Origin of the sequence: Derxia lacustris, from assembly GCF_002105195.1 — a bacterium.
GTDB lineage: Bacteria > Pseudomonadota > Gammaproteobacteria > Burkholderiales > Burkholderiaceae_E > Derxia > Derxia lacustris.
In genome coordinates, this window is sequence record NZ_MUHU01000011.1 from 13,262 (window position 1) to 34,605 (window position 21,344).

Below are 21,344 nucleotides of genomic sequence, written 5' to 3' on the forward strand. Positions count from 1 at the left end.
AATCGATGGTCAAGAAATCGTCCCTTGACGCAGTTGCGGCCGATAAATAGGCCGGCAATTCGGCATTCATGCCGAAATGGCCATTCCGGCGGCGACGCCACTGGCCCAGGCCCACTGGAAGTTGTAACCGCCGAGCCAGCCGGTCACATCGACGACTTCGCCAACGAAATGCAGGCCGGGAATGCGGCGCGATTCCATGCTGGCCTGCGACAGCTCGCGCGTATCGACGCCGCCGAGCGCGACTTCGGCCTTGCGCCAGCCTTCGCTGCCGTCGGGCGTGAGGGTCCAGGACGAGAGCCGCGCCGCGACATCGCGCAGCAGGCTGTCGGCGCATTCGGCGAGGCGGCGGTCGCCGGCGATGGCGGCGCGGTCGAGCCAGGTGTCGGTGAGGCGGCGCGGCAGCCATTCGGCGAGCGCGGGGCCGAGGCGCCGGGCCGATTCGCGCTTGAGGGCGAGCAGCTCGGTCGCGGCGTCGCGCGTCGGGACGAGGTCGATGGCGAGCGCGTCGCCGTGGCGCCAGTAGCTCGAAATCTGGAGCACGGCCGGCCCGGACAGGCCGCGATGCGTGAACAGCAGGTCTTCGGTGAAATGCCCGTCGCCGCAGGCAATGCCGACTTCGCAGGCGATGCCGGCGAGCCCGGCAAACGGCCGCCATTCCTCGGCGCTGAAGGTGAGCGGGACCAGCGCCGGACGCGGATCGACGACCTTGAGGCCGAAGCCGCGCGCGATGCGGTAGCCGAAGTCGGTGGCGCCGATCTTGGGAATCGACGGCCCGCCGGTGGCGACGACGACGCGCGGCGCGCGGAACTCGCCGGCATCGGTGGCGACGATGAAGCGCGCGCCGGCGGCGGGCGCGTGCGTGTTGCCGGATGCGGCGCCCGCCGCTTCGGCGCCGGCGGCCTCGCGCCGCACCTCGGCCACGCGCACGCCCATGCGCCGATCCACGCCGCCGGCCGCGCATTCGGCGTCGAGCATGGCGATGATTTCCTCGCTGCTGCCGTCGCAGAACAGCTGGCCGCGATGCTTTTCATGGAAGCCGATGCGGTGCCGCTTCATCAGCGCGATGAAATCGGCCGGCGTGTAGCGCGCCAGCGCCGAGCGCGCGAAGTGCGGGTTTTGCGACAGGTAGTTGCCCGGCCCGGCGCCCAGGTTGGTGAAATTGCAGCGTCCGCCGCCCGAGATGCGGATCTTCTCGGCGAGCTTGCCGGCGTGGTCGAGCAGCAGCACGCGCGCGCCGCGCTGGCCGGCGACGGCGGCGCACATGAGGCCGGCCGCGCCGGCGCCGATGACGATGGCGTCGAAGTCGTTCATGCGGCCACCGTGGCGGTCGAGGGCGCGTCGCAGCGATGCGCGGCCAGCTCGCCGGCGCGGACGGTGACGCGGCGCGCGAAATCGAGCACCGCGTCGAGGCGCTCGACGAGCGCGGCCTGCTCGGGCGTGAGCGCGGCAGACGGCGCGACGGCGGGCGGCGCTGGCGGCAGCGCAGCAGCCGCAGACGACGCTCCCGCATCGATCACCCGCTCTGCCTCGCCGAGCAGCGCCGCGACCGACTGGCGCGCCGCCTCCAGCGCGCGCCCGGCAAACACCGGATCGACCGCCGCGCCCTGCTCGCGCAGCAGCACCCGCGTCGCCGCCAGTTGCGACGCCAGCGCGTAGTGCGCCGCGAGCAGATTGTTGAGCGGCAGCACCGGCCGCTTGCGCGCATCCGGCTCCACGAGCATGCCGCGCAGCGCGGTCGCAAACGCCGCGATCGCCTCCTGCATGCGCCGCCGCGCCAGACCGTAGCCGCCCGACGTCGGTGCCAGCGCCAGCGCCTGCTCGGCATAGCCCTGCATCGCGCGCACCAGCGCCCTGGCCTGGCCCGGCATGCTTTCCGAGGTCCAGCTCGGCAGCATGAAGCTGAAGACATGCGCCAGCGCCGCGCCGATCAGCGTGTCGACAATCCGCTCGCCGACCAGCGACGGCTGGCCCGGATCGAGCAGATGCAGTTGCAGCAGCCCGACCACGCAGGCCGCCACCGAGGTGAAGCGGTAGTTGACGGTCGCAAACGCATGCGCCACCGCCAGCGCCAGAAACAGCACCGCGATGATCGGCTCGGGCTCATGCACGTACTTGAGCAGCAGCCCGGCCAGCGCACAGCCGATGAGATTGCCCACCACCCGGTCGTTGCGCCGCTTGAGCGTGACCGAATAGTTGGCCCGCATGATTACGGCGATGGTCAGCAGAATCCATTGGCCGTGCGACGCGTAATGCAGGTTCTGCGCGATCACATAACCGGCGCCCATCGCGAAGGTGGTGCGGATCGCATGGCGCAGCACCGGCGATTCGAGCCGGAACTGCGCCGTCAGCACGCGCAGCCCCCAGCCCGAGCGCGACAGAAAGGGCCGCAGATTGAGCGTCGGCGACAGGTCGGCCAGCGAGCCCGGCCGCTCGACCAGCCCGCGCAGCGCCTCGGTCTGGTCGACCACGCTCAGCACGCGCCGATAGCTGCCGCGCGCGATCTCCAGCTCCTCGCTGCCTTCGAGCGCGTCGTCCTCGGCCAGCCGGCGCAGCTCGTGCGCAATGGCAAAGCGCTCGGCGCGGTAGTTGACGGCGCGGCGCGGCGCGATGTCGTTGAGCAGCGACCAGGCCAACTCGTCGATGTCGGCGGCGGACTTGCGCACCAGATCGCGCAGAAACATCAGCAGATCCGAGCCGGCGTAATTGCGCCGCAGCCGGTCGTAATCGGTCTGGCTGGCGATGGCGTATTCCGACAGCTCGACCGCCGCCAGCAGCACCGACGCGAGCCGCGCGCCGCGGTCGTCGCGGATGTCGCGGAAGACGAAATCGCGCGCCATCTGGAGCTGGTCGGTCAGCCGCGCCTGCTGGGCGATGAGCGCGTCGTAGACCGCGTCGAGCGCGAGCTCGCTGTCGAACAGATCGGCCTTGCAGCGCAGATAGCTGGCGAATTCATTCAGGCATTCGGCCAGCGCCTGCTGCTTGGTGCGCAGCGCCAGCAGCCGCGCCACGCCGAGCGCATAGCCCGAATAGACCACGCCGCCGGCCATCATCAGCAAGGTGTGGCGCAGTACCTCGGCCGGCGTTTCGGTGCCGATGCCGATGGTCAGCACGATCATGAAGAAGCCGGCAAAGCTCACCGGCAGAGCCTTGCGGCCGTAGGCGGTCAGCATCGAGATGAAGAAGCTGAGCGCGAGCAGCGCCGGCCCGAGCGTGGCCGGATTGGCCATGCCGAAGCCGGCGAACAGCGCCGCCAGCGTCATCACGCCGAGCGCGGCGCCCAGCTCATTGAGCTTGTTGCGCACCGGGCTCGGCGTGTCGGCAAAGCTCAGGCAGATGGCGCCGCTGCCGAGCGAGACGGCGGTGGCGTAGTCGAAGGCCCACCACGCAAGCAGGCCGAGCGCAACGACGCCGAAGGCGGCGCCGAGCCCGTTGAAGGCGTAGTGGCTGAGAACGTAGCGGGCGAGTGCGGGGCGGACTTCCATCCGCCCGATTGTCTCAGCCCTCGCAGCGGGCGCGTGTGTCGCCGACCAGCGCGTCGAGGGCGTCGGCGGCGGCCAGCGCCACGACCTCGCCTATCACGATGACCGACGGGCTCGCCATGCCGTGCGCGGCGATGTCGTCGGCGAGCCGATCCAGCTGCGTGACCAGCCGGCGCTGATCGGCGCGGGTGCCGTTCTGCACCACGGCCACCGGCATGTCGGCACGCATGCCGCCGTCGATCAGCGCCGCCGCGATGTGACGCGCGCGCGCCATGCCCATGTAGACCACGAGCGTGAGCCGCGAGCGCGCGAGCGCCGCCCAGTCCGGCCCCTCGCCGTCCTTCTTGCTGTGGCCGGTGACGAAGGCCACGCCCTGCGCATGGTCGCGGTGCGTGACCGGAATGCCGGCCGCACTCGCCGCGCCGACGCCGCTGGTGATGCCCGGAATCACTTCCACCGCGATGCCCATCGCGCGCAGGTGGGCGCATTCCTCGCCACCACGGCCGAACACGAAGGGGTCGCCGCCCTTCACGCGCACCACGGTGCGGCCGGCGCGCGCCTCGGCGAACATCAGCCGCTCGATGAATTCCTGCGGCGTCGATTCGCAGCCGCCGCGCTTGCCCACGCCCACCATGCGTGCGTCGGGCCGGGCGTGAATCAGGATGTCGGGATGGACCAGATCGTCGATGAGCAGCACGTCGGCCTCGCCGATGGCGCGCGCGGCCTTGAGCGTGAGCAGCTCGGGATCGCCAGGGCCGGCGCCGACGAGGATGACGCGACCGACGGTGCGAGTGGTGGGAAGCTTCATGCGGCGGATTCCTGGGAAACGGTTGGCGCGAGCGCGGCCAGCGCGGTGAAGATGGCGTCGATCTGGGCCGCGATGGCCTCGGGTACGGGCGACTCGCCGGCCAGCACCGATTGCGTCCATTGCGCGGTGAGTGCGGCGTCGCGGTTCTCGGGCAGCTCGGTGCCGATGGCGGCCACGGCTTCGGGCTCGACCACGGTGCGGCAGACGCCGGCATGGAACCAGTCCATGCGCTGGGCGCGGCGCGCGTTGGCGACCGGCTCGCCTTCGGTCGCGCGCATCAGCAGCACATCCTCGCCGCTGCGCTCGAAGCAGGTGCTCAGCAGCACCTGGTATTCGGGATGGGTATAGCTGGCCAGCCGCAGCGCCGGCACCGCGAAGGGCTGCAAAAGCTTGCACAGCGAATGGCTGGAGTTGCGCACGCCGAGCACCGGCCGCAGATCGAGGATGCCGGCAAGCTGCGGCGCGAGCACGCCGACCGGCACGAACAGCGGCTGGCGCGCGGCAACCGCTGCGGCCAGCGCGGCATCGAGCGCGGCGCGCTCGGTGGCGACCGGCAGCGCCATCGCATCGAAGATTTCGGCCGTGGTCACGCGGGCGCCGTGGGCCCGCGCGCCGGCCATCGGGTCGCGTGCCACGCCGTGCACCAGCACCGGCACGCCGCGCGCGGCGAGCAGGCCGGCCAGCAGCGGCACCAGATTGGCCATGTGGCGCGCGCCGTTGTAGCTGGGGATGACCACCGGCGCGGTCGCGCCCCTGGGGTCGGCGAGCAGGTCGAGGCTGGCGTGCGTGGCATCGAGGAAGCCGAGCAGCTCGTCGACCGATTCGCCCTTGATGCGCATGGCGAGCAGCACCGCGCCGAGTTCGAGATCGCCGATGTCGCGCGCCAGCACGGCGCGCCAGAGCGCTTGCGCCTGGGCCCGGTCGAGGCTGCGGGCGCCGTCCTTGCCGCGGCCGATTTCCTTGATGAGCGGGGCGCAGTTGAGTCGGTCGGTCATGGCGTGTTCTTGCGGATTCGGTGAATGGGGTCGGCTCAGGCGGCCTGACGGGCGGGCCGGCGCGCGTCGACGAGACGGCGCAGCTCGGGCACGCAGGAGCCGCATTGTGTACCGCAGCGCAGGCCCTCCTTCAGCGCGTGCAACACCGCGTCGGCGGGCGCATCGCCGTGGTCGGCGATGAAATCCTCGATGCGGCGCTGGGTCACGTTGATGCAGTTGCAGATGGTGCGACCGGCCGGTACCACGCCGGCCGGCGCCTGCGGCGTGGCCATGAGCAGCAGCCGGCCGAAGGCGCGCGCATCGACGCCGGCTTCCAGGCTGTCGCGCAGCCAGCCTTCGGCGACGAAGTCGGTGGCCGCGTCGCCGGCAAGCAGCACCGCGTCGAGCCGGCCGTCGGCCAGCCGCATGCGGCGGCGCGCGTTGCGCCGGGCGTCGTCATAGCGCAGCACCGGCTCGGCGGCGAGGCCGAAGCGCAGCTCGATGCGGTCGACGAGGCCGTCGGGCAGCCGCGCCGCCGCGCCACGGAACAGCAGCCCGACGCGCACCGGGCCGCCGTCGGGCGCCGGCTCGTCGCGGCCGAAGGGCGTGCAGCTCGCGTAGTCGAGCACGGCGAATTCGGCTTGCAGCGCCTCACGAACCGCGCGGGCTTCGTCCTCGGCAAACCAGCCGAAGGCGAGCACGCGCGCCGGCAGCGCGACCTTCTCGACCCGCACGGCGGCGTGCTTGAGTTCGGGCTGATGGCTGAGCGGATCGGTCGCGCCGGTGGTGAGCGCATTGACGCCAGCCAGCACGCGGCCGTCGGCATCGCGGCCGCCGACATAGGCCGAGCCCCAGTGCATCGGGATAAAGGCATCGCCCGAACGCACGGTGACGCTGGCGCGCGCCGGCAGCAGCATCGCGCCACGCCGCGAGGCCACGCGCACCAGCTCGCCGCTCTCGATGCCGCGCCGCGCCATGTCGCCCGGGTAGAGCTCGATGACCGGCTCGGGCGCATGGCCGAACAGCCGGCCGAGCGTGCCGGTGCGGGTCATGCCGTGCCACTGGTCGCGCAGGCGGCCGGTGGTCAGGCGGAAGGGATGGCGCGCGTCGATGGCGTCGGCGACCGGCACATAAGGCAGCGCAGCGAATTTCGCGCGGCCGGATTCGGTCGGGAACACGCCGTCGGCGTACAGGCGCGCGACCGGCGCCTCGCCTTCGCGGCAGGGCCATTGCTGCGGGCCCTGGGCGTCGAGCATGGCGTAGCCGAGGCCGGTGATGTCGAGGTCGCGGCCGCGCGTGGTTTCGCGGTGCTCGTTCCAGATGGCTTCGGCGTCGTCGTAGCCAAACAGCGTCGGCTGGCCGGGGCGCAGCACGGCTTCGAGCCGGCGCGCCACGTCGACCGCAATGCGCCAGTCGGCGCGCGCCGCGCCCGGCGCGGCAATCGCGGCGCGCACGCGGCTGATGCGGCGTTCGGAATTGGTGACGCTGCCATCCTTCTCGGCCCAGCTTGTTGCAGGCAGCAGGATGTCGGCGTACTCGGCGGTTTCGGTGCCGGCAAAGGCGTCCTGCACGATCACGCATTCGGCGGCGGCCAGCGCCTCGCGCACCCGGTTCTGGTCCGGCATCGACTGGGCGGGATTGGTGCAGACGATCCACAGCAGCTTGATCTGCCCGGCGCGCACCGCCTCGAACATGTCGACCGCCGTCTTGCCCGGCGCGGCCGGCACGGCGTCCACGCCCCACAGCCGCGCCACCTCGGCGCGATGCTCGGCGTTGGCCAGGTCGCGGTGGCCGCTCAGCAGATTGGCCATGCCGCCCACCTCGCGCCCGCCCATCGCATTGGGCTGGCCGGTGAGCGAGAACGGCCCGGCGCCCGGCCGGCCGATCTGCGCCGTGGCCAGATGCAGATTGATGAGCGCCGCATTCTTGGCCGTGCCGCTGGCCGACTGGTTGAGGCCCTGGCAGTACAGCGACAGCACGGCCTTGGCGCGGCCGAACAGCAGCGCCGCGTCCATCACCAGCTCGGCGCTGATGCCGCAGGTCTGCGCGACGAAGCCCGGCGTGTAGTCGCGCACCAGCCGCTTCAGCTCCGCGAAGCCCTCGGTATGCGCGGCGATATAGCTCTCGTCGATGAGCCCTTCCCACAGCAGCACATGCAGCATGCCGTGGAACAGCGCCACGTCGGTACCGGGCAGGATTTGCAGGAACAGGTCGGCGCTCTCGGCCGTGTCGGTGCGGCGCGGATCGATGACGATGGTCTTCAGCGCCGGATTGCGCGCCTTCGCATCCTCGATGCGGCGGAACAGGATCGGATGCGCATAGGCCGGATTGGCGCCGACGATGAACAGCAGGTCGGTGTGGTCGATGTCCTCGTAGCAGGCCGGCGGCGCGTCGGCGCCGAGCGTGAGCTTGTAGCCCGCCACCGCGCTCGACATGCACAGCCGCGAGTTGGTGTCGATGTTGTTGCTGCCGAGCAGGCCCTTGGCCAGCTTGTTGAAGACGTAGTAGTCCTCGGTGAGCAGCTGGCCGCTCAGGTAGAGGCCCACGCTGTCGGGGCCGTGGCGCGCGACGGTGTCGGCGATGCGGCCGGCCACCGTGTCGAGCGCTTCGTCCCAGCCGGCGGCGCGGCGCGGCTGGCCGCGCGTGTCGCGGATTTCCGGCGCCAGCAGCCGCGCCGTGCGTTGCAGGCCGGGCCGCGCCGTCAGGTGCAGCGTCGAGCCCTTGGTGCAGAGCCGGCCGAAGTTGGCCGGATGGTTTTCATCGCCGCGCACGCCGGTCACCTCGCCCGCGCGCGTCTCGATGACCACGCCGCAGCCGACCCCGCAGTAGGGGCAGGTGCTGCGTGTTTCCTGCGGGGCGACAGCAATCGGGATCGGGTTCATGGCGAGTTTCGCGAGCTTGAGGCCGCAAGGCCCGGGTTCAAAGATGCATCGGCAATATCGGAAACGGCAGCCAGCATGAAGCCCGGCCGCCCTGCCCGGCTATCAGCCGCAGCGGCGCACCGGACAGGCCGGCACCGCCGGCTCGGCACCGGCCTCGGCGAGCGCCTCGGCGGCCAGCAGCACGCGGCCGTTCTCGATCCGCAGCGGCCAGGTCTTCACCTGGCCCACATCGGGCGCCACCACCGCGCCGGTCGCCAGTTCGATGTTCCAGTTGTGCAGCGGACAGGCCACGCGCCCGCCGAACACGATGCCCTGCGACAGCGGCCCGCCCTTGTGCGGACAGCGGTCCTCCAGCGCAAACACGGCGCCCGCGCTGCGGAAGATCGCCACATCGGCGAGACCGGCTTGGGCGCGCTTCACCACGCGCGCGCCGAGTTCGGGCAGGTCGTCCAGCGCGCCCACATCGAGCCATTCCATTGCCTTCTCCTGTTCGATCGTCGGGTTACGCATGGCTCTTGGCCTCGGCGGTCAGCGGCACGAACTGGCGCAGATCGACCTGCGCCCGCTCGGGCTCGTGCCAGGGATCGGGCAGCCCGTCGAGCGAGAACAGCAGCCGCTCATACAGCGCCTTGCGGCCCTCGGCGTCGTCGAGCACACGCGCCTTCACGTAATCCATGCCGACGCGGCTCAGGTAATGAACCGTGCGTTCCAGATACCAACCCTCCTCGCGGTAGAGCTGGAGGAAGGCGCCGGAAATCTCCATCACCTCCTCGGCCGTGCCCACCTTGCAGAAGAATTGCGCGACCTCGGTCTTGATGCCGCCGTTGCCGCCGATGTGGATTTCCCAGCCCGAGTCGACGCCGATCACGCCCACATCCTTGATGCCCGATTCGGCGCAATTGCGCGGGCAGCCCGACACCGCCAGCTTGACCTTGTGCGGTGCCGCCATGCGCCAGAGCATCTTCTCCAGATCGATGCCGAGGCCCGTGCTGTCCTGGGTGCCGAAGCGGCACCACTCGCTGCCGACGCAGGTCTTCACCGTGCGCAGCGTCTTGCCGTAGGCGTGGCCCGACGGCATGCCGATCTCGGTCCACACGGCTTGCAGGTCTTCCTTCTTCACGCCGAGCAGATCGATGCGCTGGCCGCCCGTGACCTTGACCGCCGGGATCTTGAACTTGTCCACGGCGTCGGCGATGCGGCGCAGTTCGTCGGCGCTGGTCACGCCGCCCCACATGCGCGGCACGACCGAATAGGTGCCGTCCTTCTGGATGTTGGCGTGCGCGCGTTCGTTGATGAAGCGCGATTGCGGATCGTCCACCGCTTCCTTGGGCCAGGTGCTGATGAGGTAGTAGTTCATCGCCGGGCGGCAGCTCGGGCAGCCGTCGGGCGTGCGCCAGCCGAGCGCCGCGCGCGTCTGCGTCATCGAGGTGAGGTGCTGGTTGCGGATCGCGTCGCGCACCGCCTGATGCGAATGGTCGGTGCAGCCGCACATGGCCTTGACGGCGGGCGCGGCGGTGTAGTCGGCGCCGGCCGTGGCCATGAGGATTTGCTCGACCAGCCCGGTGCACGAGCCGCAGGACGCGCTCGCCTTGGTGCACTTGCGCACCTCGTCGAGCGTGAACAGGCCCTGCTCGCGGATGGCCTTGACGATGCTTCCCTTCTTCACGCCGTTGCAGCCGCAGACCTCGGCCTCGTCGGGCAGCGCCATCGCGCGGTTGCCGCCGCCGTGGCCGCTGTCGCCGAGATGGTTCTCGCCGAACATCAGGTGCTCGCGAATCTCGTTCACATGCCGGCCTTCGCGCAGCAGCGTGAAGTACCAGGAGCCGTCTGCGGTGTCGCCGTACAGGCAGGCGCCGACCAGCTTGTCGTCCTTCAGCACCAGCTTCTTGTAGACGCCGCCGTAGGGATCGCTCAGCACGATTTCCTCGCAGCCTTCGCCACCGATGAAATCGCCGGCCGAGAACAGGTCGATGCCGGTGACCTTGAGCTTGGTGCTGGTCACGGTGCCGGCATAGGCCGCGTCGCTGGGCCCGGCCAGATGCTGGGCACAGACCTTGGCCTGCTCGAACAGCGGCGCCACCAGACCGTAGGCAATGCCGCGATGCGCCGCGCATTCGCCGACCGACCACACGCTCGGGTCGCTGGTTTGCAACGCGTCGTTGACGACGATGCCGCGATTGCAGTCGAGCCCGGCGCTCTCGGCCAGCGCGTAGTTGGGGCGGATGCCGACCGCCATCACCACCAGATCGGCCGGTAGCTGGGTGCCGTCCTTGAACCTGATCGCGGCGACGCGGCCCGATTCGCCGCGCACCAGTTCGCTGGTCTGCGCGCCCATCGCGAAGTGGATGCCGCGCGCTTCGAGCGCGGTCTGCAACAGCTTGCCGGCGGTCTTGTCGAGCTGGCGTTCCATCAGCCAGTCGCCGACGTGGACCACGGTCACGTCCATGCCGCGGATCTTCAGGCCGTTGGCGGCTTCGAGTCCGAGCAGGCCGCCGCCGATGACGACGGCATGCGTGTGCACCTTGGCGGCGGCGATCATCGCGTCGGTATCGGCGATGTCGCGGTAGGCGATCACGCCTTCCAGGTCGGCGCCCGGAATTGGCAGGATGAAGGGATTTGAGCCGGTCGCGATCAGCAGCTGGTCGTAGTCGGCGCGCTGGCCGTCGGCGGTCTCAACAAACTTGGCCGCGCGGTCGATCTTCACGATCCTCTTGCCGGTGTGCAGCGCGATGCCGTTCTCGGCGTACCAGGGCAGCGGGTTGAGGATGATCTCGTCGATCGTCTGCTCGCCGGCCAGCACCGGCGACAGCAGGATGCGGTTGTAGTTGGGATGCGGCTCGGCGCCGAAGACGGTGATGTCGTACTTGCCCGGCGCGAGCTTGAGCAGCTCCTCCAGGGTGCGGATGCCGGCCATGCCGTTTCCGATGCAGACGAGCTTGGGCTTGTTCATGCGTGCCTCGCTGCGCGTTTCTTGCGCGTGAGAAGGGCCTGCCGATGCGCTCGGGCGCATCGGAACGAAGGTGGTCTGGGTCTTGGATTGCCCGCGCTCAGGCGGGCCGGATGCGTGCCGCCTACGCGGTCTCGACCTCGGGCTTGGCGTGCCGGTGGTAGAGGAATTCGAGCACCGCGGTGCGGTAGTCCATGTACTGGCTGTCGTGGGCCAGCGCCACGCGGTCGCGCGGTCGCGCCAGCTTCACGCTGAGGATTTCGCCGATGGTCGCGGCCGGGCCGTTGGTCATCATCACGATGCGGTCGCTGAGCAGAACCGCCTCGTCCACGTCGTGCGTGACCATCACGACCGTGCTGCCGGTCTTGGCGATGATCTTGAGCAGCTCGTCCTGCAGGTGGGCGCGGGTCAGCGCGTCGAGCGCGCCGAAGGGCTCGTCCATGAGCAGTACCTTGGGTTCCATCGCCAGCGCCCGGGCGATGCCGATGCGCTGCTTCATGCCGCCCGAGATTTCGCCGGGGCGCTTCTCGGCCGCGTGGCTCATCTTCACCAGGTCGAGCGCGGCCAGCGTGCGTTCCTTGAGCTGGGCCTTGGTCTCGCGCGCGCCGAACACGCGCTCGACCGCCAGATGCACATTGTCGAAACAGGTGAGCCAGGGCAGCAGCGAATGGTTCTGGAACACCATCGCGCGGTCGGGGCCGGGGCCCTTGATCTCGCGGCCCGCCGCGATCGCCACGCCGGCGCTCGGCGTGTTGAGCCCGCTGACGATGTTGAGCAGCGTGCTCTTGCCGCAACCGGAGTGACCGATCAGCGCGATGAACTCGCCCTTGGTCACGTTCAGGTTGATGTCGCGCAGCGCGACGAAGGCGCCCTTCTTGGTGTTGAACGTGACGCCGACGTTCTCGATCTGGATGAACTTTTCCATGGCGATGCTCCGGTGCTTTGCGGGGTTCAGGACTTGACGTCTTCGTAGGTGAAGGCTTGCGCCACCCGCACCAATGCCATCTCGAGGATCAGGCCCACGATGCCGATCACGAAGATCGCCACGATGATGTTGGCCACGTTGAGGTTGTTCCACTCGTCCCAGACCCAGAAGCCCACGCCCACGCCGCCGGTCAGCATCTCGGCCGCCACGATCACCAGCCACGCGGTGCCGACGGCCAGCCGCACGCCGGTCAGGATGTAGGGCAGCACCGAGGGCAGCAGGATCTTGGTGATGACCTTCCACTCGCTCAGGTTCAGCACCTTGGCCACGTTCAGATAGTCCTGCGGCACGCGCTGCACGCCCACGGCGGTGTTGATGATCATCGGCCAGATCGAGCAGATGAAGATGGTCCAGATCGCCGCCGGATTGGCGCCCTTGAACACCAGCAGGCCGATCGGCAGCCAGGCCAGCGGCGACACCGGCCGCAGCAGCGTGATGACCGGATTGAACATGCGGCCGCAGAACTCGGACCGGCCGATGAGGAAGCCGAACGGAATGCCGACCGCCGCCGCGAGGCCGAAGCCCATCGCCACGCGCAGCAGCGAATTGCCGATCTTGAAACCGATGCCCACGTCGTTCGGGCCGGCCTTGTAGAACGGATCGGCAAACACCTTGAGCGCCGCATCGAACACCACCGCTGGCGACGGAATGTCGGCGGTGAACTTGTGCACCGCGATCCACACCGCCAGCAGCGCACCGAAGCCGAGCAGCGGCGCAAGGATGCGCAGCGCAATCGCGCGGGTCGCTTCCAGGGTGCGCCCCGGTGCGGGCTGCGGCGTGGGACCGGACGTGCCGGGCGCGGGAACTTGCTTGAGGACAGCGGCCATGGCGGGCTCCTGTTGCATCGTCGTGGTGAAAGTGAAAGCAGGCGTGGCGGGCTTCAGGCCGCCTTCACCTTGAAGCTGTCGGCGTACTTCGCCGGATCCTTGCCGTCCCAGACCGCACCGTCGATCATCTTCACGCTGCGCATCGCGTCCTTCGGCACGGCGATGTTCATGGCCGAGGCCACCTGCTTGTAAAGATCGATCTGGTTTACCGCTTTGGCCACGGCCAGATAGTCGGGATGCGCCTTGAGCAGGCCCCAGCGCTTGTGCTGCGTGAGGAACCACATGCCATCCGACAGGAACGGGAAGTTCACGTAGCCGTCGTTGAAGAACTTCATGTAGTTGGGGTCGTCCCAGCTCTTGCCCAGGCCGTTCACATAGCGGCCCAGGATGCGCTGGTTGATCGCATCGACCGAGGTGTTCACATAGCCCGGCGCGGCGATGGCTTCGGCCATCTTGAGGCGGTTGTTCAGCGAGGCGTCGATCCAGCGGCTGGCTTCGAGCACGGCCATCATCACGGCGCGCGTGGTGTTGGGGTTCTGCTTCACGAACTCGGCGGTGCATCCGAGCACCTTCTCGGGATGGTCCTTCCAGATGTCCTGGGTGGTGTTGGCCGTGATGCCGATGTTGTCCATGATGGCGCGCTGGTTCCAGGGCTCGCCAACGCAGAAGCCATCCATGTTGCCGATGCGCATGTTGGCCACCATCTGCGGCGGCGGCACGGTGATGGTCTTGGCGTCGGTCAGCGGATTGATGCCGTAGGTGCCGAGCCAGTAGTACAGCCACATCGCGTGGGTGCCGGTCGGAAAGGTCTGGGCGAAGGTGTATTCGCGCTTGTCGCTGTCCATCAGCTTCTTGAGGCTGGCGCCGTCCACGGCGCCCTTGTCGGACAGCTTCCTGGAGAGCGTGATCGCCTGGCCGTTGTGGTTGAGGCCCATGAGCACGGCCATGTCCTTCTTGGGGCCGGACACGCCGAGTTGCACGCCGTAGATCAGGCCGTAGAGCACATGGGCGAAGTCGATGTCGCCGTTGACCAGCTTGTCGCGCACCGAGGCCCAGGACGCTTCCTTGCTCGGCACGATGGTCACGCCGTACTTCTTGTCGAAGCCGAGCACCGAGGCCATCACGATGGAAGCGCAGTCGGTCAGCGGGATGAAGCCGATCTTGACTTCCTTCTTCTCGGGCGCGTCCGAGCCGGCGGCCCAGGCGCCGGCCTTCACGCGCGGATCGATCATGGCCATGAGACCGGCACCGCTGCCGGCTGCGATGAGCGTGCGGCGGCGGCTGTCGATCTTCTCGGTGGTGTCCGTCGTGGCGGGCGTCTGGGGCGACATCGAGTTCTCCGTGTGGCTGGCGAGTGCGGGCCAGCGTTCTGAAAAGACAAAAAAATAAGGGCGTCCTGCCGGCCCGAACCTGAGTTCGAACCGACGGGACGCCCTTATCCCGAAGAGCAGGCACCGTCCTTGGTACCTGCCATTCCTAAATCTGAATTTGCTGCTTGCTGCTGCGCCGCCATTGGCGCGAGCCAACGACTAAGCAATCGGCAGGCCAGAACAAGGAGATATTCTCAATCCCTTGTTTTTAAAAGAATTGTCTCGTGATGAAATGCATTTTGACGCTCAGCCTGCCGAACCGTCAGGCACTGCGAATGTGCGTTGCACCACGTTCGCGCTTCATCGCTGTGCAGCGCAGCGTCAGACCAGCAGGTCGGCCATCTCGACCACGCGGCGCGCCACTTCGCCGAGCTTGAGGTTCTTTTCCATCGCCATGCGGCGCAGGCGCCGATGCGCCTCGTCCTCGCTGAGGCCGCGCTTGATGAGCAGCGCCTTGGCCTTGTCGATGTGCTTGCGGTCGTCGAGCTGGGATCGGGTGTCGGCCAGCTCGGCGAGCAGCTGCTGGTCGAGCCGGAAGCGCGCCACCGCCACCTCCAGCACCGGCTTGAGCTTGGCCGGATTCATGCCCTCGGCCACATAGGCCGACACGCCCTGGCGCAGCAGCGCCGCCACATGCTGGGTCGATTCGCTGGCGCTGAACATGGCGATCGGGCGCGGCCGGTCGCGCGTGGCCACCACCACATGTTCGAGCACGTCGCGCGCATCGGAATCGCTGCGGATGATGACCACCTCGGGCGCGAAGGCCTCGATGATCTCGGGCAGCTTGATGTCGTAGCCCGATACCGCGCGCACCTCGAAGCCGAGCGCCTGGAGCTGCTCGAACAGCTGCGGATCGGCGCCGTCATAGGCGTCGCCCGAATCGTTGATGACGATGATGCGCTGGCGATCGGTCATGGAATGGGGAGGAAGACGACGGTTGATGAGCGATTGACCTGAGCGCTGCCATGGTCAAGCTCCGATCTGCTTCTAGGAGAAAAGCACAAACAGCGCCAAAGCTATCATTGGCCCGCATCTTTCGAACCGCTTTTGAAACGGAACCAACGTTGTTAGTGCTCGGCTTCGAATCTTCCTGCGACGAGACCGGCGTGGCGCTGTATGACGACGCGCGCGGCCTGCTCGCCCACGGTCTGCACAGCCAGATCGCCATGCACCGCGAGTACGGCGGCGTGGTACCCGAGCTGGCCTCGCGCGACCATGTGCGCCGGCTGGTGCCGCTGCTGCGCGGCGTGCTCGCCGACGCCGGCGTGGCGCTGCCCGAGGTCGACGCGGTCGCGGTCACCGCCGGGCCGGGGCTGGCCGGCGCGCTGCTGGTCGGCGCGAGCTTCGGGCATGCGGTGGCGGTCGCGCTGGGCAAGCCGGTGATCGAGGTGCATCACCTCGAAGGCCATCTGCTGTCGCCGCTGCTCGAAGCCGATGCGCCCGGCTTTCCCTTCGTGGCGCTGCTGGTGTCGGGCGGCCACACCCAGCTGATGCAGGTGGACGGCGTGGGGCGCTACACCCTGCTCGGCGAGACGGTGGACGACGCGGCCGGCGAAGCCTTCGACAAGACCGCCAAGCTGCTCGGCCTGCCCTATCCGGGCGGCCCCGAGATTTCGCGGCTGGCCGAACAGGGCGACGCCAGCGCCTTCACCTTTCCGCGTCCGCTCAAGCATTCGGGCGATTTCAATTTCAGCTTTGCCGGCCTCAAGACCAGCGTGCTGACGGCGGTGCGCAAGATCGGCACGCCGACCGAGACCCAGCGCGCCCACATCGCGGCGGCGGTGGTCGATGCGATCACCGATGTGCTCACCGCCAAGGCGGTCGCGGCGCTGAAGAGCACCGGCATGAAGACGCTGGTGGTGTCGGGCGGCGTGGGCGCCAATCGCCAGCTGCGCGCCCGGCTCGACGATGCGGCGCGGCGCCATCGCTTTCGCGTGCATTACCCGCGGCTGGATCTGTGCACCGACAACGGCGCGATGATCGCCTTCGCGGCGGCGAAGCGCTGGGCGGTCGATCCGGCGCTGGCCAGGCCGGCCGGCGTCATCGAGGTACGGCCGCGCTGGCCACTGGCCTGAAGCCCGAAAGCAGTCTCGCTGGCCGCTGACCTGAGCCAGCGCTGGTCCGAACCGTCAGCGCCTCAGGCCGCCTTGCTCGCGCCCAGCTTGCTTTCGGTGCCGGCGCGCAGCCGCGCCACGTTGGCGCGATGGCGCCAGACCAGTAGCAGCGCCATCGCCAGCACCGCCAGCGTGACCGCATCGATGCCGCGCAGCAGCGCGCTGGCCAGCGTGGCGACAAAGGCCGCGCTGATCGATGCCAGCGACACATAGCGCGACAGCTTCACCACCACGCCGAAGGTCAGCAGCGCCGCCAGCGCCAGCTGCCAGCTCAGCCCCACGAGTACGCCGAGCGCCGTCGCCACGCCCTTGCCGCCCTGGAAGCGGTGCCAGACCGGATACAGATGGCCGAGGAAGGCGGCGAGCGCGACCGCGCCGAGCACATCGCTGCCAAAGCCGAGCTGGGCGGCAAGCCACACCGGCACCCCGCCCTTGAGCGCATCGAACAGCAGCGTCAGCAGCGCCGCCGCCTTGTTGCCCGAGCGCAGCACATTGGTGGCGCCCGGATTGCCCGAGCCGTAGCTGCGCGGATCGGCCAGCTGGAACAGCTTCGAGAACACGATGGCGAACGAGATCGATCCGATCAGGTAGGCGGCGATGACGGCGAGCGCGGCGTTCAGGCTCATGGACTTCCCTTGAATGAAACCGCGCGCATGTTAGCCGCAGGCCATGGCGCGCCTCAGCCGGCCGCGTGCGAAATGATCGAGGCGAACGGTCCGGTACCGGCGGTGGCATTGCCGATCAGGTCGCGCAGTTCGGGCGACTGCTCCATGCGCCGCACCGCGAGGCCGACCGCCAGCACATCGATGGCGAGCAGATGCAGGATGCGCGACACCATCGCGATGTAGTGCTGGCCGTCCTCGGCATGGTCGACCGCGATGGTGGCGGTGGCGCGGCGCGCGAGCGGCGAATGGCTCGCCGCGATGGCGATCACGCTGGCACCGGCGGCCAGCGCCAGATCGACCGAATGCAGGATGTCGGCATGCTTGCCCGAGCTGGACACCGCCACCACCACATCGCCGGGCCCGAGCAGGCTGGCTGCCATCTCCTGCAGGCGCGCATCCGAATAGGCCACGGTGGGAATGCGGAACCGGAAGAACTTGTGCTGGCCGTCGAGCGCGACCACGCCCGAGTTGCCCATGCCGTAGAACTCGATGCGGCGCGCGTTCTGCAGCAGGCCGATGGCGCGCTCGACCGCCTGGGTGTCGAGCAGGTCGCGGAAGCGGACGATGGCCGAGATGGTGTTGTCGAGCACCTTGGCGCTCAGGTCGGGCGCGGCGTCGCCGAGCTTGACCGAGCTGTGCCGCACCGGAATCGTCCCGGTCAGGCCCGACGCGAGCTTGAGCTTGAAATCGGCCAGCCCCTGGAAGCCGAGCGAGCGGCAGAAGCGGATGACGGTCGGCTGGCTCACGTCGGCATGGCGCGCGATCTCGGCGATCGGCTCGCCGATGAACACGCGCGGATGCTCGAGCAGCCAGTCGGCCACGCGCTGCTCGGCCGGGCTCAGGCGGGCGCGCGCGGAGCGCAGGTTGTCGAGTACCGGCGTGTCGTCGCTGCGCTGGTCGAGATGGGCGACGAGGATGGCGCCGACACCCAGAAACGCCGGATGCGGCGCGGTGATGACGTAGGTGGGAATGTCGGCAAGGTAGCCGGCGAAGCGCCCCTTGCTCTCGAAGCGCGCGCGAAAGCCCGAGCGGTCGAACAGCTCGCCGAGGCGCGGCACGATGCCGGCACCGATGTAGATGCCGCCGACCGCGCCGAGCGTCACCGCCACGTCCGACGCGACCGTGCCGAGCATGGCGCAGAAGCATTCGACGGTTTCGAGGCAGAGCGGATCGGCCGGCGCAGCCAGTGCGCGCTCGACGATCTCAGGCGCCTTCAGCGGCGCCACATCGGCGCCGGCCTGCGCCGCCAGCGCGCGGAAGATCAGCTCCAGCCCCGGCCCCGACACCAGCCGCTCGAAGGACACATGCTCAAGCTCGGTCCAGGCGTATTGCAGGATCGCCAGCTCGCGCGCATCGGCCGGGGCAAAGCTCACATGGCCGCCCTCGCTGCCGAGCGTGATCCAGCGGTCGTCGGCCGGGATCAGGCCCGACACGCCCAGGCCGGTGCCGGGCCCGATCAGCCCGATCACGCTGTTCTCGCGCGGCTGGCCGCCGCCCAGCTGGCGCAGGTCGCCGGGCGCCAGATGCGGCAGCGCCATCGCCAGCGCGGTGAAGTCGTTGACGACCAGCAGCGTGGTCAGACCCAGCTCACGGCGCGTCTCCTCGATGGAGAACTGCCAGTCGCGGTTGGTCATCTTCACGAAATCGCCGTCGATGGGATTGGCGATGGCGATGGCCGCATGACGCGGCCTGGCGCCAGTCAGCGGCGCGAGATAGGCACGCACCGTGGCGACCAGGCTCGGGTGATCGTCGCAGGCCAGCACCGCCACCGACGCGATGCGGCCGTCGGGCCATTGCAGCGCAAAGCGCGCGTTGGTCGCGCCGATGTCGGCCAGCAGGCGCGGCGGCTCGACCGGCGTCGGCCGTGCGGCGCGGCCGGCGCCGGCGGCCAGCTCGATGTCCTTCTCGTTGGCGGTCAGGGCGCGGTCGGCGCTGCGGCGTGGCGTGGCATCGGGCGGGGTCATCGTTGTGCTTGGGCGGGTGCGGGACGCGCGTGCGGGCGGGGTGGCGATGCTAACTTGGCCGCCCGTCGTGTCCTTCTTCCTGCGCCCGCCCATGTCCGCACTCCCTGTTCATTGCGCCCTGCTCGGCTATGGCTTTGCCGGCAAGACCTTTCATGCGCCGCTGCTGCTGGCCGAACCCGGCCTGCATCTCGCCAGCGTGCTGTCGAGCGACGCGGCCAAGGTGCATGCCGATCTGCCCGAGGCGCGCGTCGAATCCGATCTGGCGGCGCTGCTCGCCGACCCGGCGCTGCGGCTGGTCGTCATCGCCACGCCCAACGATCTGCATGCGCCGCTCGCGCGCGCCGCGCTGCTGGCCGGCAAGCATGTGGTCGTCGACAAGCCCTTCACCGTCACCCTCGCCGAGGCGCGCGAACTCGCGGCGCTCGCCGCCGAGCGCGGCCGCGTACTCGCGGTGTTCCACAACCGCCGCCACGACGGCGACTTTCTCGCGCTGCGCGCGCTGCTCGCGGCCGGCACGCTCGGCGAGCTGGTGCAGCTCGATTCGCGCTTCGACCGCTTCCGCCCCGAGCTGCGCGACCGCTGGCGCGAGCGCGCCACGCCGGGCGGCGGGCTCTGGTACGACCTCGCGCCGCATCTCGTCGATCAGGCGCTGCAACTCTTCGGCCTGCCCGAGGCGGTCAGCGCGCGCATCGCCACGCTGCGCCCCGGCGGCCAGGCCTGCGACTGGTGGCAGGCGCGGCTCGATTACGGTCGGCTCCAGGTCTGCCTGCAAGCGTCGATGATCGCGGCCGGCCCGATGCAGCGCCTTGCCGCCTACGGCACGCGCGGCGCGTGGATCAAGCACGGCCTCGACATGCAGGAAGACCGGCTGCGCGCCGGCGGCGGCCCGCGCGATCCGGGCTTCGGGCTCGACACCAACGCGCCCACGCTCTACCTCGGCGACGACGCGGTCAGCGTGGCGCAGCCGATGCCGGTCGGCGACTACGCCGCCTTCTACGCGGCGGTGGCGCGCGCCGTCGCTGCCAGCGATGCGGGCGATGCCACCACCGCCGCCGCGCTCAACCCCGTGCCGCCGGCCGAGGCAGTCGCGGCGATGGCGGTGATCGAGGCCGGCCTGCGCTCGCAAGCCGAAGGCCGCGCGGTCGGACTCGACCTCAGCACCGCCGAGCGCGCCGCGTTCGAGCACGGTTGACTGGCCCGGCGCACCTCAGGCGATGCGCCGCTCGGTCGCCGGATCGAAGAACACCGCCTTCGACAGATCGAAGTTCAGCGCCATCGTCTCGCCGGGCTGGCGCGCATGCGCCGGATGCACCCGGCAGGTGACGCCCTTGCCATTGATCGGCACCAGCACCAGCGTGTCGGGGCCGGTCGGCTCGATCAGGCTTACCGGCAGCTCGGCGGTGCGCACGAAATCGGGCACGGCCACGCCTTCCTGCCGGTGCGTGATCTGCTCGGGCCGGATGCCGAACACGATCTCGCGGCCCTCCCAGGCCCTGAGCTGGGCGTCGGCCGACACCGCCGGAAACACATAGCTGTTGGCGCCGCCGTCGAGCCGCACGCCATAGCCGCCGCCGATGGCCTCGACCCTGGCCGGGATGAAGTTCATCGACGGCGAGCCCATGAAGCTGGCCACGAACAGATTGGCCGGGTTGTCGTAGATCTGCTGCGGCGTGCCGAACTGCTGCACCTCGCCGGCCTTCATCACCGCGATCTTGTCGCCGAGCGTCATCGCCTCGATCTGGTCGTGCGTCACGTAGACGATGGTCGTGCCCATGCGCTGATGCAGCAGCTTGATCTCGGTGCGCATCTCCACGCGCAGCTTGGCGTCGAGGTTGGACAGCGGCTCGTCGAACAAGAACAGCGCCGGATCGCGCGCGATCGCCCGGCCCATCGCCACCCGCTGGCGCTGGCCGCCCGACAGCTGCGACGGCTTGCGGTCGAGCAGATGCTCCATCTGGAGCGTCTTGGCGACGCGGCCGACGATCTCGTCCTGCTTCGCCTTCGGCACCTTGCGAATCTCCAGGCCGAAGGAAATGTTCTCGCGCACGCTCATGTTGGGATAGAGCGCATAGCTCTGGAACACCATCGCGATGTCGCGGTCCTTCGGGCTCAGGTCATTCACCACGCGGTCGGCGATGCGGATCTCGCCCGAGGTGATGTTGTCGAGGCCGGCGATCATCGACAGCAGCGTCGACTTGCCGCAGCCCGACGGCCCGACCAGGATCAGGAACTCGCCCTGCTCCACCTCGATGTCGATGCCCTTGAGGATCTCGACGTTGTGATAACTCTTGCGAACGTTGCGGATCGAAAGCGCGCCCATGAAGCTGTC

General features: G+C 69.3%; 16 protein-coding genes. 2 read left to right on the plus strand and 14 right to left on the minus strand.

All coding sequences use genetic code 11. The features are described 5' to 3' along the window. Window positions 1-66 precede the first annotated feature (66 nt). From B9P64_RS11470 to B9P64_RS11520, 11 genes are all read right to left on the minus strand, one after another. Window positions 67-1,311, minus strand: coding sequence for a BaiN/RdsA family NAD(P)/FAD-dependent oxidoreductase (locus B9P64_RS11470; protein WP_085316383.1), 1,245 nt, complete (start codon window positions 1,309-1,311; stop codon window positions 67-69). Further along, window positions 1,308-3,482 (minus strand): FUSC family protein, encoded by a 2,175-nt coding sequence (locus B9P64_RS11475; RefSeq protein ID WP_085316384.1) that lies wholly within the window; start codon window positions 3,480-3,482, stop codon window positions 1,308-1,310. Before B9P64_RS11475 ends, B9P64_RS11470 begins: the two co-directional genes overlap by 4 nt. A 13-nt stretch (window positions 3,483-3,495) precedes the next feature. Beyond that, window positions 3,496-4,287: a uroporphyrinogen-III C-methyltransferase gene (gene cobA / locus B9P64_RS11480; protein WP_085316385.1), complete on the minus strand. Its 792-nt coding sequence runs from the start codon at window positions 4,285-4,287 to the stop codon at window positions 3,496-3,498. Further along, window positions 4,284-5,282, minus strand: a complete 999-nt coding sequence (ybiB, locus tag B9P64_RS11485; RefSeq protein WP_235839978.1) for a DNA-binding protein YbiB — start codon at window positions 5,280-5,282, stop codon at window positions 4,284-4,286. The genes cobA and ybiB overlap by 4 nt, the downstream gene beginning before the upstream one ends. Before the next feature lie 35 nt (window positions 5,283-5,317). Further along, window positions 5,318-8,143 (minus strand): nitrate reductase, encoded by a 2,826-nt coding sequence (locus B9P64_RS11490; protein ID WP_085316387.1) that lies wholly within the window; start codon window positions 8,141-8,143, stop codon window positions 5,318-5,320. A 102-nt stretch (window positions 8,144-8,245) separates the two neighbouring features. Then, complete coding sequence (gene nirD, locus B9P64_RS11495) at window positions 8,246-8,653, minus strand: nitrite reductase small subunit NirD (RefSeq protein ID WP_235839979.1); 408 nt, start codon at window positions 8,651-8,653, stop codon at window positions 8,246-8,248. After that, entirely contained in the window at window positions 8,646-11,093 is a 2,448-nt protein-coding gene (nirB, locus tag B9P64_RS11500; RefSeq protein ID WP_085316389.1) for a nitrite reductase large subunit NirB, read from the minus strand. Before nirB ends, nirD begins: the two co-directional genes overlap by 8 nt. A 121-nt stretch (window positions 11,094-11,214) precedes the next feature. Further along, a complete protein-coding gene (locus B9P64_RS11505) occupies window positions 11,215-12,015 on the minus strand; it encodes an ABC transporter ATP-binding protein (protein WP_085316390.1) in 801 nt (266 codons plus the stop codon). 26 nt (window positions 12,016-12,041) lie between these two features. Continuing rightward, on the minus strand, window positions 12,042-12,902 hold the full coding sequence (gene ntrB / locus B9P64_RS11510; RefSeq protein WP_235839980.1) for a nitrate ABC transporter permease: 861 nt from the start codon (window positions 12,900-12,902) through the stop codon (window positions 12,042-12,044). A gap of 53 nt (window positions 12,903-12,955) precedes the next feature. Next, window positions 12,956-14,233 (minus strand): CmpA/NrtA family ABC transporter substrate-binding protein, encoded by a 1,278-nt coding sequence (locus tag B9P64_RS11515; protein ID WP_085316392.1) that lies wholly within the window; start codon window positions 14,231-14,233, stop codon window positions 12,956-12,958. A gap of 360 nt (window positions 14,234-14,593) precedes the next feature. Then, a complete protein-coding gene (locus B9P64_RS11520) occupies window positions 14,594-15,187 on the minus strand; it encodes an ANTAR domain-containing response regulator (RefSeq protein WP_085316393.1) in 594 nt (197 codons plus the stop codon). Between the two features lie 149 nt (window positions 15,188-15,336). Here B9P64_RS11520 and tsaD point away from each other — a divergent pair, with 149 nt between their 5' ends. Further along, window positions 15,337-16,347, plus strand: coding sequence for a tRNA (adenosine(37)-N6)-threonylcarbamoyltransferase complex transferase subunit TsaD (gene tsaD / locus B9P64_RS11525; protein ID WP_085316394.1), 1,011 nt, complete (start codon window positions 15,337-15,339; stop codon window positions 16,345-16,347). 62 nt (window positions 16,348-16,409) lie between these two features. Here tsaD and plsY read toward each other — a convergent pair whose 3' ends face one another. Both plsY and B9P64_RS11535 read right to left on the minus strand, forming a co-directional pair. Next, window positions 16,410-17,012, minus strand: coding sequence for a glycerol-3-phosphate 1-O-acyltransferase PlsY (plsY, locus tag B9P64_RS11530; RefSeq protein WP_085316395.1), 603 nt, complete (start codon window positions 17,010-17,012; stop codon window positions 16,410-16,412). A 53-nt stretch (window positions 17,013-17,065) separates the two neighbouring features. Further along, complete coding sequence (locus tag B9P64_RS11535; protein ID WP_407919688.1) at window positions 17,066-18,943, minus strand: glucokinase; 1,878 nt, start codon at window positions 18,941-18,943, stop codon at window positions 17,066-17,068. Between the two features lie 163 nt (window positions 18,944-19,106). On the opposite strand from B9P64_RS11535, the gene B9P64_RS11540 reads away from it, so the two are divergent. After that, complete coding sequence (locus B9P64_RS11540; RefSeq protein ID WP_176256809.1) at window positions 19,107-20,207, plus strand: oxidoreductase; 1,101 nt, start codon at window positions 19,107-19,109, stop codon at window positions 20,205-20,207. Between the two features lie 15 nt (window positions 20,208-20,222). On the opposite strand, the gene B9P64_RS11545 is transcribed toward B9P64_RS11540, so the two are convergent. Further along, a complete protein-coding gene (locus tag B9P64_RS11545; RefSeq protein WP_085316397.1) occupies window positions 20,223-21,335 on the minus strand; it encodes an ABC transporter ATP-binding protein in 1,113 nt (370 codons plus the stop codon). Between the last annotated feature and the right edge of the window lie 9 nt (window positions 21,336-21,344).